The organism is Arcobacter ellisii, from assembly GCF_003544915.1.
Classification (GTDB): domain Bacteria; phylum Campylobacterota; class Campylobacteria; order Campylobacterales; family Arcobacteraceae; genus Aliarcobacter; species Aliarcobacter ellisii.
Genome location: NZ_CP032097.1, coordinates 1036803 through 1051245 on the forward strand (window position 1 = coordinate 1036803; position 14443 = coordinate 1051245).

The 14443-nt window shown below is 26.3% G+C and carries 18 protein-coding genes; 14 read left to right on the forward strand and 4 right to left on the reverse strand.

Annotated elements, in window-relative coordinates; genetic code table 11:
* Window positions 1-43: 43 nt before the first annotated feature.
* The 3 genes from AELL_RS05320 (at window position 44) to AELL_RS05330 (ending at window position 2673) form a co-directional block, all read left to right on the forward strand.
* Window positions 44-730 carry a 3'-5' exonuclease gene (locus AELL_RS05320; protein ID WP_118916950.1) on the forward strand — a complete coding sequence of 229 codons (687 nt, stop codon included), beginning with the start codon at window positions 44-46 and terminating at the stop codon, window positions 728-730.
* A complete protein-coding gene (locus AELL_RS05325) occupies window positions 723-1289 on the forward strand; it encodes a pentapeptide repeat-containing protein (RefSeq protein WP_118916951.1) in 567 nt (188 codons plus the stop codon). Before AELL_RS05320 ends, AELL_RS05325 begins: the two co-directional genes overlap by 8 nt.
* An 85-nt stretch (window positions 1290-1374) precedes the next feature.
* On the forward strand, window positions 1375-2673 hold the full coding sequence (locus AELL_RS05330) for a M99 family carboxypeptidase catalytic domain-containing protein (RefSeq protein ID WP_118916952.1): 1299 nt from the start codon (window positions 1375-1377) through the stop codon (window positions 2671-2673).
* Between the two features lie 50 nt (window positions 2674-2723).
* Here AELL_RS05330 and AELL_RS05335 read toward each other — a convergent pair whose 3' ends face one another.
* Window positions 2724-2918, reverse strand: coding sequence for a YgaP family membrane protein (locus AELL_RS05335; protein ID WP_118916953.1), 195 nt, complete (start codon window positions 2916-2918; stop codon window positions 2724-2726).
* A 165-nt stretch (window positions 2919-3083) separates the two neighbouring features.
* Between AELL_RS05335 and AELL_RS05340 the strand changes: the two genes are divergently transcribed.
* On the forward strand, window positions 3084-3785 hold the full coding sequence (locus AELL_RS05340; RefSeq protein WP_118916954.1) for an alpha/beta fold hydrolase: 702 nt from the start codon (window positions 3084-3086) through the stop codon (window positions 3783-3785).
* 13 nt (window positions 3786-3798) lie between these two features.
* Here the strand turns inward: AELL_RS05340 and AELL_RS05345 are convergent, their stop codons facing one another.
* Entirely contained in the window at window positions 3799-4482 is a 684-nt protein-coding gene (locus tag AELL_RS05345) for a lysophospholipid acyltransferase family protein (protein ID WP_118916955.1), read from the reverse strand.
* A 31-nt stretch (window positions 4483-4513) separates the two neighbouring features.
* Window positions 4514-5209: a DNA/RNA nuclease SfsA gene (sfsA, locus tag AELL_RS05350; RefSeq protein WP_118916956.1), complete on the reverse strand. Its 696-nt coding sequence runs from the start codon at window positions 5207-5209 to the stop codon at window positions 4514-4516.
* A gap of 166 nt (window positions 5210-5375) precedes the next feature.
* On the opposite strand from sfsA, the gene AELL_RS05355 reads away from it, so the two are divergent.
* Window positions 5376-5807, forward strand: a complete 432-nt coding sequence (locus tag AELL_RS05355; protein WP_118916957.1) for a bacteriohemerythrin — start codon at window positions 5376-5378, stop codon at window positions 5805-5807.
* Between the two features lie 162 nt (window positions 5808-5969).
* Window positions 5970-7127 (forward strand): acyltransferase family protein, encoded by a 1158-nt coding sequence (locus AELL_RS05360; protein WP_226806020.1) that lies wholly within the window; start codon window positions 5970-5972, stop codon window positions 7125-7127.
* A 26-nt stretch (window positions 7128-7153) separates the two neighbouring features.
* On the opposite strand, the gene AELL_RS05365 is transcribed toward AELL_RS05360, so the two are convergent.
* The gene (locus tag AELL_RS05365) at window positions 7154-8032 is read right to left on the reverse strand and encodes an RluA family pseudouridine synthase (protein WP_118916958.1); all 879 of its coding nucleotides are present in this window, start codon (window positions 8030-8032) and stop codon (window positions 7154-7156) included.
* A gap of 97 nt (window positions 8033-8129) precedes the next feature.
* Between AELL_RS05365 and AELL_RS05370 the strand changes: the two genes are divergently transcribed.
* Genes AELL_RS05370 through AELL_RS05405 form a run of 8 tightly spaced genes read left to right on the forward strand, consistent with a single transcriptional unit; the run spans window position 8130 to window position 14437 of the window.
* Window positions 8130-9137 (forward strand): ATP-binding protein, encoded by a 1008-nt coding sequence (locus AELL_RS05370; protein ID WP_118916959.1) that lies wholly within the window; start codon window positions 8130-8132, stop codon window positions 9135-9137.
* Complete coding sequence (locus AELL_RS05375) at window positions 9100-10305, forward strand: vWA domain-containing protein (RefSeq protein WP_118916960.1); 1206 nt, start codon at window positions 9100-9102, stop codon at window positions 10303-10305. Before AELL_RS05370 ends, AELL_RS05375 begins: the two co-directional genes overlap by 38 nt.
* Window positions 10277-10978 (forward strand): hypothetical protein, encoded by a 702-nt coding sequence (locus AELL_RS05380; protein ID WP_118916961.1) that lies wholly within the window; start codon window positions 10277-10279, stop codon window positions 10976-10978. Before AELL_RS05375 ends, AELL_RS05380 begins: the two co-directional genes overlap by 29 nt.
* 43 nt (window positions 10979-11021) lie before the next feature.
* Window positions 11022-11447, forward strand: coding sequence for an ArsC/Spx/MgsR family protein (locus AELL_RS05385; protein WP_118916962.1), 426 nt, complete (start codon window positions 11022-11024; stop codon window positions 11445-11447).
* A complete protein-coding gene (locus AELL_RS05390; protein WP_118916963.1) occupies window positions 11432-11731 on the forward strand; it encodes a hypothetical protein in 300 nt (99 codons plus the stop codon). Before AELL_RS05385 ends, AELL_RS05390 begins: the two co-directional genes overlap by 16 nt.
* 12 nt (window positions 11732-11743) lie before the next feature.
* Window positions 11744-12223, forward strand: coding sequence for a GreA/GreB family elongation factor (locus AELL_RS05395; RefSeq protein WP_118916964.1), 480 nt, complete (start codon window positions 11744-11746; stop codon window positions 12221-12223).
* 1 nt (window position 12224) lies between these two features.
* A complete protein-coding gene (locus tag AELL_RS05400) occupies window positions 12225-13127 on the forward strand; it encodes a class I SAM-dependent methyltransferase (protein WP_118918618.1) in 903 nt (300 codons plus the stop codon).
* 59 nt (window positions 13128-13186) lie between these two features.
* Window positions 13187-14437 (forward strand): L-lactate MFS transporter, encoded by a 1251-nt coding sequence (locus AELL_RS05405; RefSeq protein WP_118916965.1) that lies wholly within the window; start codon window positions 13187-13189, stop codon window positions 14435-14437.
* Window positions 14438-14443 lie beyond the last annotated feature (6 nt).

Here is a 14443-nt window from a genome sequence, read left to right on the forward strand (position 1 = left end):
CTTAAAAAATATTTTAGAAAATGGCTCTACATCTTTAAAATCAATGATAAAACTTTTCGATTTAATGGATAATTCAAGTAGTGTTGATAGTGATTTGCAAACTCCTTATTCTATTGGTAATAGAACAATTGAAATTATCAATACTTCCGAACAATTGCAAAAAGTTATGAACACAATTTTATTAACTCCTTTTATAGGTTTTGATAGTGAACAAAAGCCAACATTTAAAAAAGGACAAGCAGATAATGGTGTTTGTCTTATTCAATTGGCGACAAAACAGAAGTGTTATCTTATTCAAATTAAACAAATCAAAAATTTAAAACCTCTTATTGATTTTTTAGAAGATGATAAAATAATAAAAATAGGCACAGGTTTAAAAGGCGATAGTGTCGCACTTTTTAAACAATTTAATCTAAGAGTAAAATCAATGATTGACCTTGAAGATATATTTAAAGAATTGTCCTCTAAAAATCAAATTGGAGCTAAAAAAGCAGCTTCAATAATTTTAAATGAAAAATTACAGAAATCAAAAAATATCTCAAGGTCAAATTGGGAAAATAAAGAGTTAACAGCTGGACAAATAAAATATGCTTCAGAAGACGCAACAGTTGTATATGATGTGATGAATGAGATTTTAAAACAATACCCTTTTGTGATGAAAATGATGCCTGAGTTTTTTCAAGAAGCAAACAACAAATCAGAAGAAATAAAAAAGAAAAAAAATGTTTAAAACAAACGATTATTGGGAAGAAGAGTTTTTTGAGTATGAAGATAAAAACTTAGATTCTATCTATTTTGATGATTGTACTTTTATAAAATGTGACTTTTCAAAAAGTCTTATGCAAAATTGTAAGTTTACAGAGTGTAAATTTGTAAATTGTGATTTATCTTTATCTATATTAAAATCCTGTACTTTTAATGATGTTATATTTGAAAATTGTAAACTTATTGGGATTTCTTGGAGTTCTTGTCAAGAGCCTTTTGATGTGAAGTTTGAATCTTGTAATATTTCTCAAAACTCTTTTCATCTTATGGATTTGCGACAAATGAAATTTATTAATTCTCTTATAAAAGATAGTGGTTTTGAAGAGTGTAATATGGAAAAAACTCTTTTTGATAATTGTGATTTACAGTTATCATCTTTTATAAAAAACAATCTAAAAAAAGCAAACTTTGTAACATCAAAAAACTATTTAATTGACCCAAAACAAAATGATTTGACAAAAGCATCATTTTCTCTTCCTGAAGCTTTGAGTTTTCTTTCATTACTTCCTATTGAAATAAAGTAATAGAGATTTAACCCCTCTCTAAATAGCTCTATGATACTATTCGCAGGATTGTTTTTTGAAAAAACAATCCAATTTTAGGAGAAGTATGAAGTTTTTAGTTGTTTTTTTTGTTTCTTTTCTTTCACTTTTTGGAGCTAATAAAGATTTTACATTATATAAAAAAGATGGAGAAAAAAAAGGGAATACACTTTTAGTAATAGGTGGAATTCATGGTGATGAGCCAGGAGGTTATTTTGCTCCTGCATTTTTGGAAAAGCATTATAAGATAAAAAAAGGTAGTGTTTGGATTGTACCTAATATAAATAAAGATAGTATCATTGCAAACAATAGAGGTATTTATAATGATATGAATAGAAAGTTTAGTAATATTGATAAAAACGACCCAGATTATCCTAATGTAACTAAAATAAAAAAAATCATTTTAGATAAAAAAGTGGATTTAGTTTTAAATTTACATGATGGTCATGGTTTTTTTAGAAAAAATTATGAAAATGCAATTTTTAATCCAAATGCTTGGGGACAAGCAACAATTATTGACCAAGAAAAAATAAATGGTCTTGATAAGTTTGGAAATCTTGATGAAATAGCAACAAAAGTAAATGATGCTTTAAATAATGATAAATTATTTCAAGATTTCCACTCTTTTGGAGTTAAAAATACAGAAACAAAGTTCAAAGATGAACAAATGCAATTATCTCTTACTTTTTTTGCTGTAACTCACAATAAACCAGCATTTGCCATAGAAACAAGTAAAAATATTACAGATTTAGCACATAAAGTTATCTATCAATTAAAATCAATAGAAGAGTTTATGAAAGTAATGGATATTGAATTTGAAAAGGATTTTGACCTAAATAATTATGATGAAGTATGTACAAAATTGTTTGATTTTGGGAAGGTTACAATCAATAATAATATAGTTTTTAGTTTAAATGATATAAAAAAAGTAACTAGATTTGTTCCTTTGAAAAATGAAAAAAATGATTTTGTTTTTGAACATACTTTAGGAGAAGTAAAAACTCTTGATAATAGATACGAACTTTATATTGGTAATGAAAAAGTAGTTGAGTTATATCCTCAAACTTTTCCAATTGAAGAGTATAAAAAGAGTATAAAAATTGAAGTTGATGGAAAAGAAATAGATAGCAAATTTGCTCAACAAATAGATATTAAAGAGAGTTTTAGAATCTTAAAAAGTGATTTTAGGGTAAATATTATAGGATTCAGTAAAGATGGTGCTGATAGTGAAGATGATATTTTGATTAAAAAAGCAGATATTTTAGATAATTATTCTGTTGATACTAATAAAACAAAATATAGAGCAGAATTTTATAAAGATGGTAAATTTTATGGAATGTTGATTTTAAATTTTTTAGCCCAATAAAAATATTTTAGAATTAAAAAAAGGGAAAGATTAAATATCTTTCCCTTTTTTTATGATTTTGTTTTTGGTGTACATTTTTTACTAATTATACATAAAGGACAAAAATCTGCAATTCCTACAATTAATGGAATAATTCCTAAATAGAACCAAACAATATCTGTAAAATATCCAATTGCAATTAATACAATCCCTATAACAATTCTAAATGGTCTACAAAAAGCTCTTATTTTATCAAAAGTGTTCATTTTTTATTTCCTATTTTATTCTTTTTGTGGATTATTATATAAGTAAACTTAATTTATTATAAATAAGAAAAACTTATTATATTTATATAATATAAATTTATTAAGAAAATCTGATTAAGTAATTTTTTTGTACAATCTTCATAAATTTCCTTGTATTGGCTAAAAATGAAAGAAAAAATATATTTTATTCCAGGGCTTATGACCGATGAAAGATTATGGAAAAGAGTTATTCCTTTTTTAGAAAAAGAGTATGAAATCGTACATATTCCTATTCCAAAAAGTTTTGATTTTGATGAGATAATTGATATTTTATTTAATACTTTCAAAGAAGATAAAGTAAATATTTTAGGTTTTTCATTGGGTGGATATATTGCTTCATATTTTGCAATAACATATCCAAATAGAGTAAATAGACTTTTTATGGTTGCAGCAACTCCAGGGGCTACAAATGAAGCTGAAATTGAAAGAAGAAAAGAGAAATTTGCAATTATCGAAAAAGAGGGTTTTGGAATAACTTATGAAAAAGCTTTATCCTTGGTTGAAGAAAAAAATCAACAAGATGAAGATTTAATTCAAACTATTATGGATATGTTCCATGATTTAGGGAAAGAGACTTTTATATCTCAACTAACTTCAACATTTTATAGAAAAGATTTATTTGAAGATTTAATACATTTGGATATTCCAATTTTTATCTTTTATAGTAAAAATGACAGGCTTTTAAATAAAAAGGCTTTAGAAAAACTTTCATCTACAAAACATGAAATAGTTATGATTTCAAGAGAAGGTACAAGCCATAATATACCTTTAGAAGCTCCTTTTGAATTTGCAACAAATATAAAAAAATGGATGAATTATAAGAAGTAGAAAATAGAATTTTCTACTTGATGTTGAATTGTTTTTTGTATAAAGCTTCAAGTGAAGTTTTATCTTTATAATCTATCAAATCTCCAATTTCTATTTCGATTTCTAGATTTTTTGTTCGTTTTTCAATAGCTTCTTTTAAAATCTCATTTGCATTTGTTTTTATAAATACAGGCAAAATATCAATTCTATTTTTTAAAGCGATTAACTTTGCACCTTCTTTAAAACTACTAATTTGTTTATCTGTTTTATTTCTTGTTCCTTCTGGAAAAATAAAAATCGAATGACCTTTTTGAACAACTTTTTTTGTATCACTAAAAAATGATGACATATTTGAAGCTTCTCTATCTAATAAAATAGAATCAGCATTTTTAGTGAAAGAACCAAAGAAAAAAGAGTTGTAAAGCTCTTTTTTTGATACCCAAAATCCATGAATTGGTGAATTTTTTAAAGCAATCTCAATAATAAGTGGGTCAATTATACTTCTATGATTTGCAATTAGAAGATATTTTCCCTCTTTTGGAAGTTTTTCTTCATTTAGAACTTTGATATTTATATTTAGTTTTGACAATAGAGTTTCAGAGTAATCAACCCTTAACTCTCTTTTTTCTTGAAATGTTTTTGCTTTTTTTAATTTAAAGCCATATTTATTTGTTAAGTATGTAGCATATACGGCAATGCTTATCTGTTTTAAGTTCAATATAATCCTAATAAAATTTTTTGCAATTGTATCAAAATGAAGAGAGATTTGAAGCTTTTTTTACAAAAATTTCATCAAGATTTATAGCTGATTGATAGACTAAAACTTCAACTCCATTTTTAGCCACTTCTTTAAAGGTTTCACAATATTTTTTATCAATTTCACAAGCTAATCTAAAAGGTAAATCATCATCTCTTTGAATGATATATAACATAACAGCTCTATGACCCAGTTTTACCATCTCTTCAAGCTCTTTTAAATGTTTTGTTCCCCTTGAAGTAACTGCATCAGGAAAAGCTAAAGAGTTATCTATTCTTAGGCTAACACTTTTGATTTCTACATAACATTTTTGGTTTTCATTTTCAAGTAAAATATCAATTCTACTATTTTGTCCATATTTTTGTTCAGGTTTTAAAGAACTATATCCTTGAAGTTCTTTTATTGTTCCATTTGTTATAGCTTCAATTGCTATTTTATTTGCAACACCTGTATTTGTACAAATTAGATTTTCATTTATTTTTGTAAGTTCTAGGGTATATTTTAGTTTTCTTTTTGGGTCATCATGAAAAGTTACCCAAACATCACAGTTTTCTTCTATACAACTTGTCATTGCTCCACTATTTGGAACATGAGCAGTTATTGTTTCTCCATCATCTAAAATAATATCAGCTAAAAATCTTTTATATCTTTTTATTAATTTTCCATGGATTAGTGTTTCAAATTTCATTATATTTGCCTTTTATTCTTTTTAAATGGTAACAAATTTTTATTAAAAACTATAAATAGATGTTTCTATATGGAAAAATTACTAATTTTTTATAGTATATTTGAGAAAAAAATAACTTGAAGGAATACCAATTGCATTGTAATTTCAAAATAGGAGGGGGATTACAATGAAGGAGTTAAAGTTAATAAAAAAAGAAAATCATCTTTTAAATTACGAAGTTATGGACAATTTACATATGGAGTTTATTGATATTTATAATAGTGTGGATATAAATTCAAATGAGAGTATAAAATCAAAAGCTATGGCTTTACTTGTACATTCAAAAAATCATTTTATGAAAGAGGAAAAACTTATGGATAGTGCAAAATATCCAAGAGTTAGGGAACACAAAAATGAGCATAATAAATTAATAGCAGAATTAGAATTTTTTATTGATAAATCTGTTAGTGTATTTGGAATGAATATTTTAAAATCATTTTATTTAGAAAAATTACCTTATTGGTTTCATTACCATCTATTAAATATGGATAGCGATTTAACTGGACATTTAAAAACATCAAAACTTACACAACACAAAAAAAAATTAGAAGTGAATTAGAATAACGTCGATTTTTAGGTATTTTATAATTAAATAAATGATTTTTATATAAGTAGTTAATAAAAGATTTTAAGATATTATATTGCCCACGGAAGAATTAATTCTTTATTTCACAAGGAAATAGAGGATTGTTTTAATGATATCTTAAATTTTGGAGCTTGAATGCCAAACACGCTGTCACCTATTACTTTGACTGATAATGTAGAATTATCAACAAATATCGTTATTGCTGTTTTGTTAGTAGTTTTATTATTAACATTTAGAAAATCTCAAAGAACAGATATATTTCCAATTCCAGTTACTGAAGAGTTAAAAGGTTTTGGTATTTTAACAGTAGTATTTGCTCACTTTGCATATATGAAAGTTACAAATCCTGATTTTCTTTTCCCTTTATCTATAATTGCAGGAGTTGGTGTAGATTTATTCTTGGTTATGTCTGGTTATGGTTTAACGGTTAGTATGTTAAAAAAACCAATGAGTACTTTGGATTTTTACAAAAGAAGAGTAATTAAGATTTTTATTCCATTCTGGGTTGCATTAATCATTATTTTTGCAGCTGATGCAATCTTTTTAGGTATAACTTATCCCCTTCCATATATGGTTCAATCGCTGTTTGGTTGGTTCCCAACTGCTGTTGGATTTGGTGATGTAAACTCACCTTTTTGGTATATTACTTGGATGTTAATGTTTTATATTTTATATCCAATCTTTTTTAGTGCAAAAAGACCTTGGTTAACAGCTATAGTTTTAGCAGTAATTGCAACACTTATTGGAACTTACAATCCTTTAAATTTAGGGGATAATTGGCTTCACAGACTTCACACAGTTGCATTTTCAATAGGTATTGTTTTAGCTTGGCTTTTACAAGAGAGTAAAGATAAAGAGAATAAGCTTGTAACTGCTATTAAAGAGTTTAGAAACAATTCAAATTTATTAAGATGCATTATTGTAGTTGCTATGATTGCAGTTGTTGGATATATGTCTTTACATACAACAGCAAATCATTGGCCAACATTAACTTCGATTTTAGGACAAGGTTTCTATGTTGACCAATTTACCTCAATAGTTATTATGCTTGCATTGATGATTATCTTCTCATTGAAAAAATTTGATAATAAGTTTTTAGCAATTTATGGAATTTATTCATTTGAAGTTTATTTAATTCACTGGCCATTAATTGGAAGATATGATGTATTTTTTGACTTCTTACCATCTTGGGCAGCAGTAATAGTTTGGATGATTTCATTTATAATTTTAAGTATCCTATTACAAAAAATTGTAAAACCTATAAGTGCTTGGGTTGATAAAATCGCAAAATAGTTAGTAGTTCCAATCTTTTGATTGGGCTACTCAAACTTTTGTTTTGAAGAAAATTTATAAATCGTATCTAAAAATTTAAACTCTAAATAATCAGCTTGTAACATCAATCTATGGGCTTTTGTAACTTCTTCTCTTTTTTCATTTGAAATCTTTTTATTTAAAAAATCATTTGCAAAATTAACATCAACTCCATAAAGTGTATCACCAATTATAGAGTGACCAATTGAGTCTAAATGAACTCTTATTTGATGTTGACGTCCTGTTAGTGGAATAGCTTCAACTAATGTTTGATTTTTATTCTTATCATAAGATATAGGAGTTATCAAAGTTGTTGAGTTTTTACCGTTTTGATGGGTTTTCATTTTAAGTTTTATAATTCCATCATCATTTGTGATTGGTGTGTCTATTTTTATAGGTTTATCTATTTTTCCGCAAACAATAGCTTTATATTTTTTTATGTACTCTTTTTCTTCAAACATAGCTTTTAAAAACATATCACTAAAGGCATTTTTAGCAACTAATACTAATCCAGAAGTTTCTGTATCAATTCTATGAACTAAAGAAGCATTTTCTCCTAAATAAAATCTAATTTCATCTAAAAGAGTATAAAGATTTAGTTGATGAGTTAAAGGATGAACAGTAACCCCACTTGGTTTATCAAAAATTGCAAAATGAAAAGTTTCAAATATTGGTTTTAAACCTTTTGATTGAGATTCAAAAATAGTTATATAAATATAGTTTGATTTTAAGATTTGATTTTTTTGTAAACGATTGTTATTTTCGTCACTTATTTTGCCTTTTTCAAGTAAAGATAGAGTTAGTTTTAAATCAAGATTTAAAGTTTTTAAAAAATCTTCAATCTTTTTACCTTTTATTGTTTCAAACTCTTTTTTTATATATGGCAAGATAACTCCTCGTTTTAAAATCAAAGTATATCTCAACTGAACTTTGAAAGAAAGGGTATAAAAATTGCATATTTGTAAAGAAAAAATAGGTTGAAATATGGTAACTCCTGCAATTGGAACACAAGAATTATACAAACAATTACAAATATTACTAAAAAGTGATATTCCTGTATTTATACATGGAAGTCCAGGAATTGGAAAATCATATATAGTAAATGATATTGCAAAAAAGAATGATTTGGAGTTGATTGATGTTAGGCTTTCTCAACTAGATGCAGTTGATTTACGAGGAATTCCTGCAATATTGGATAATCAAACAGTTTGGATGAGTCCAATTTTCTTACCAAAAGATGAAAACTCTAGTGGAATTTTATTTTTAGATGAGTTAAACTCAGCTTCACTTTCTGTTCAAGCTGCTATTTATCAGTTAGTTCTTGATAGAAAAATAGGGGAGTATTCTCTTCCAAAGAATTGGAAAATAGTTTGTGCTGGAAATAAAATAAATGATAAAGGAATTGTATTTAAACTTCCTAGTCCACTTGTAAATAGAATGGTTCATCTATTACTTGAAGCAAAATATGATGATTTTAAAAATTGGGCAATTTTAAATGGTATTCATTCATATATTTTAGGTTTTTTAGGATTTAGACCTGATTTATTAAGTAGTGAAGTTCCAAATTCTACTGAAATAAATCCAGCATTTTGTACACCAAGGGCTTGGAGTATGTTATCAACTATTTTAAAAAATGAGAGTGATGTATCAGTTATCTCACCAATTATTTATGGAACAGTTGGATATGCAGCTGCTATTGAGTTTATTTCATTTATTAAAGTTTATGAGACTTTACCAAATATAGATGAGATATTAGAAGGAACTTGTGAAGTCGTTCCAAACGAACCTAGTGCTTTATATGCTTTATGTTCAGCAGTTATTGAAAAATATAAAGATTGTAATCAAGCTGTAAATATATTTGCTTATAGTAAAAAACTTCCAGTTGAGTTTGCAGTAATGCTTATTAAAGATTTAATTGTAAAAGATGAAGAGATTACAACATTAGGTGAATTTGATGAGTGGATTGAAAAATATGCAGACTACATCATATAAAGATGTATTTGAAAAAATAAGAGTTAATTTCTTATTTAATCATCCTTTTTTATCTGTTTTAGCTTTGAGTATAGAAACATCTTATGATGAAAATAAAAATAGTGCTTTTTTAACAAATGGTTTTAAAATCACTATTGATACAAAAAAGTTAGAAAAATATACAAAAGAAGAGATAACTTATCTTTACGCACACACTTTACTTCATATAGTTTTAAAACATCCATATAGACAAAAAACAAGAGATAGTTATATTTGGAATAAAGCTTGTGATATTGTAATAAACAATATTCTTTCGACTTTTACAAATGTAGGTTCAAGACCTGCTGATGAAATTTTTGATTTAACATTAAAAGATAAGTGTGTTGAAGAGGTTTATGAAATACTTTATAAAAAGAAAAAAGAAGAGATAGGAAAAACTAATCCAGATAAAGATGGAACTTTAGATTCAAATGAATATGACAAATCAAAACTAGATTTAGATGAGGTGTATGTGAAAAATGAAAAAATAGATCAAGAAAAACTTGATGGGATTATTATTCAAGCTTTGAGTATTGCTAAAAAAGCTTCAAATTTATATGAGGGAATGAGTATTGAAATAGATACTTTGATAAAACCAGAGATAAATCTAAGTGATGAGTTAAAAGAGTATTTAATAAACTCTTTTTTTGAAAAACAACTCTCTTATGAAAGACCAAATAAAAGGTTTATAAGTAATGGTATTTATATGCCTGGAACAAAAAAACTAAATGACAATCTAAATATCTATATAGCTCTTGATAGTTCTTCTAGTGTAACCCTTGATGAGTATAAAAAGTTTTTGGGAATTATAGGCGAAATTGCAGATAGTTTTTATGAATATAATGTAGAGATTTTACCTTTTGATTTAAAAGTGCGAAGTGAATTTATCATAAAGTTTGATAGTTTTAATCCACTTTCAAGTGATGAATTATTAATCCCAAAATCAAATGGTGGTACAAATTTTGATGAGTGTTTAAGATATTTAAAAAAATCAAGTGAAGTAAGAAATGATAGTTTATTGATTGTTTTAAGTGATGGAGAGTTTGAATTAACAGAATCTCTTTTATGTAACACACTTTTTATAATCAGTAATAAAAAAAATTTAAGAAAGTTTGAAAAAGATGGAAGAGTTATTCAATTTAACATATAAAGATGAGGTTGAAATACTAAAAGATGAAGATGATTTTGAAGCCTTAGGTGATGAAAAATATCTAAATCATCCAGATATGGAAGCTAGACTTTATTGGGCATTTTGTCGACCAAATGGTTCTTGTGAAGCTCAAATAAAAGATATTGACCCTCTTGTTTCAATAATGGCTTTTAATCACTCTAAATTAAATGCTTTAAAAAGATTTACTCTTTTACATAAAGAAGTAATTGAAAATCCAAATTTACGAGTAAAAATAAAAAATAGAACTAGAATGTTATTTCGTTCGCTAGTTGATGATGATTTCAAAGAGTTAAATAAGGTTTTGGATATTGTTCCAGTTTTTTTAGAAGTTGCAGTTGACCAGCTTAAAAATGGAAGAAAATGGAATGACATATTTGCAGATGAAATAGAAGCAACTATTTTTATGCAAAAAGCTGAAAAGTTTATTGATGAAACTTTTAAAGAATCACTTTTTTTCAAACTAAAAGATTTGAGAGAACTTGACCAAGAAGAACTAAAAAAACATTTAGAAGAGATTATAGAAAAAAAAGAAAAAATCCATACTTTGATATTAAAACATTATAAAAATGAGGTGGATAAATGGATTGAAAAATCAAATTTACATCTTCTTCAAAAAATGACAATAAAAAAGTTATCAGAAAAACTAATTTAAAAGTGGTATAAAAATTGCATATACTCTTATAAAAAGGGATTTTATGGGAAATTTTGCTTTTTATAAATTCACATTCTACGAAAAAACAGGATGTAGTGGTAATGCTAGACAAAAAGAGTTATTAAAAAGTTATGATATATCTTTTGATGTAAAAAGTTTACTTGATACAAAATGGACTTATGATGAGTTAAGTAAATTTTTTGAAAATTTAGAAGTTAAAGATATAGTAAATCCTTTTGCTCCTCAAATAAAAAATAATGAAATAGATATAAAAAATCTCTCAAAAGATGAAGCTATAAATCTTATGATAAAAACACCAATTTTGATAAAAAGACCATTGATGGAAATAAATGGGAATAAAATCTGTGGTTTTGATGTTGAAAAAATCAATAAAATTTTAAATCTAAAAATAGATACAGATAAAAAAATAAATAGCTGTTCAAGTAGTGACTCATGCACAAGTGTTTAATAGAAATTTGTAAAGAGTTTGAGACAATTCATGATTTTTTAACTCTTCCTACAAAAGAAAAAGAAGAATTGATAGAGTCTTTGTTTTTAGATTTTATGGAGTGTTTTTCTTCTATAAAAGCAGAAAAATTGGAGTATCCAAAAGAGTTTATTGATGATGTAAGACTTTTTAACGAAGGTAACTTTATGGTTGTTAGAAAGTTCCAAGATATTCAAATGAGATATTTGATGTTAAGTGATTTTTATGATTATGCGAGATTAACGAAAAAATATAAAAAAACTTAATATAATTTCTTTATGAATAAAGATTTAATTACAAAAAATGGTTATGAAAAAATAGTTGAAGAGTTTAAAGGTTTACTAAAAGAGAAATCTTTTTGGGTAAAAGAGAAAGAAATAGCAGCTCAACTTGGCGATAGAAGTGAAAATGCTGAGTATATTGCTGCAAAAGAACAAATTAGAAACTGCGATAAAAGACTTAGATTTCTTGATAAAATCATAAATAATAGTGAAGTAATTGATATTTCACAAATTCCTCACACAAAAGTAAATTTTGGCTCACATGTAGTTATAGAAGATTTAGATACAGATGAATTAAAAACTTTTATAATCGTTGGAACTTTTGAAGTTAATATAAATGAAAATAAAATCTCAAATAAATCACCTTTTGGAAAGGCATTATTGGGTAAAAGTTTAAATCAAGAGTTTGAATTTGAAATCAATGGTAAATTTAACGAATATAAAATAATTTCAATAAAAGAGTATAACTTTGAATAAAATAGATTTAGAAAAACTAAAAGAGATTATTTTAAAAAATCTAGAAGATAAAACAAAAGAGATAAAAAGAGTTTTCCACGGACGAGGGAACTTTTATGATGATTTTAATTATCTAACAGTTGATAGTTTAGATGAGATTTTATTTGCAACATTTTTTGAAGAAAATGAAAAAGAAGAAGAGATTATCAAACTTCTTGATGAAGTAGCAACAATAAAAGATTTTGAAACTTTTATAGTTCAAAGAAGATACAAAAATGAAAATCTAAATGAAGCAATAAAAGGAGAAATTCCACCATTTTATATAGTTTTAGAAAATGGTTTAAAATATAAAATTAACTTTTATAATAAAAATATTGGAATTTTTTTAGATATGAAAAAAGGACGTGAATATATAAGTTCTATTTGTAAAGATAAAAATGTTTTAAATCTTTTTTCTTATACTTGTGCTTTTTCTGTGGTTGCAATAAACAGTGAAGCAAAACAAGTTGTGAATGTAGATATGGCAAAAGGTGCTTTAACAACGGGAAGAGAAAATCATCATCTAAATAATCTTGATACAAAAAAAGTAAAATTTATGCCTTATGATATTCTAAAATCATGGAGTAGAATCAAAAAAGAAGCTCCTTATGATATTATTATTATTGACCCACCATCTTTTCAAAAAGGAAGTTTTGCAGCAACTAAAGATTATGAAAAAATCATAAAAAGAATAGATGAATTAGCAAGTGATAATTGTATTATTTTATCTTGTTTAAATGCTCCAGAACTTGATAGTAATTTTATAAAAGAAAAATTTAAAGAGTTTGCTCCTACATTTAGATTTGAAAAAAGATTAGAAAATCTAAGTGAATTTATAACTGACAATGAAGAAAAAAGCTTAAAAAATTTAGTATTTTGTAACTAAAATAAGAGTGATTTTATCTTAATTTGCTAAAATCCACGTTTTTATTTTAGGAGACATAAATGATAGAAAAAAATCGTTGGCTGATGGCACTTAGTGCTGTTGGTGTTCATATCTGTATTGGTTCAGTTTATGCTTGGAGTGTTTATGTAAAACCAATTCAAGCACAAATGCAATGGGATTTAACAGATGTAACTATTGCCTTTAGTATTGCGATATTCTTTTTGGGATTATCTGCTGCTCTTATGGGAAAATTTGTTGAAAAAAATGGTCCTAGAGTTTCAGCTATTATTGCAGCTTCACTTTTTGGTTTAGGAACAATGGGTTCTGGACTTGCAATAATGATGGAATCAAAAATGTTACTTTACTTTTTTTATGGAGTTCTTGGTGGTTGTGGTTTAGGAATAGGGTATATCTCTCCTGTATCAACACTTGTAAAATGGTTTCCAGATAAAAGAGGTATGGCAACAGGACTTGCTATTATGGGATTTGGATTTGCATCAGCTATTTGGGGACCTGCAATTAAAATCTTAATTGAAGCAGTTGGTATTGCTGGAACATTCTTTATTTTAGGTGCAAGTTATTTTGTAATTATGTTTGCTTCTGCACTTTATTTAGAAAAACCACACGATGAGTATTTACCTAAAAAATTTGAACAAAAAATCAAAGAGGGCAAAAAGAAAATCAAAGAAGACCTTGCTAATTTAACTCTTAATGAAGCTATAAAAACTCCAAGATTTTATGGTCTTTGGATAATGTTATTTATAAATGTAACTTGTGGAATTGCAATTATTGGTGTTGCTTCTCCTTTACTTCAAGAAGTTTTAGGAATTTCTGCAATCGCAGCAGCTGCAGCTGTTGGTTTAATGGGAATTTTTAATGGAGCAGGAAGACTTATGTGGGCATCTATAAGTGATTATTTAACTAGACCGGTTGTTTATGTAGTTTTTTTTGCAACTCAAATTTTAGCATTTTATATGTTGCCTTCAATCAAAGAGATAGTTGTTTTCCAAGTTGTTTTATATTTTATTATGACTTGTTATGGTGGAGGATTTGCTTCAATACCTGCGTATATTGGAGATATCTTTGGAACGAAAGAACTTGGTGCAATTCATGGTTATATTTTAACAGCATGGGCAGCAGCAGGACTTGTAGGACCACTTATTATTTCAATGGTAAAAGATAAAACAGGTTCATACTCTGAAACATTATATGTTTTTGCTGGTTTCTTTGTAGTTGCTTTAGTTGTTTCTATTGCAATGATTATAAATATTAAATCTATTAAAAAGAAAAAAGTAAAACATCATCACTAATTTAAA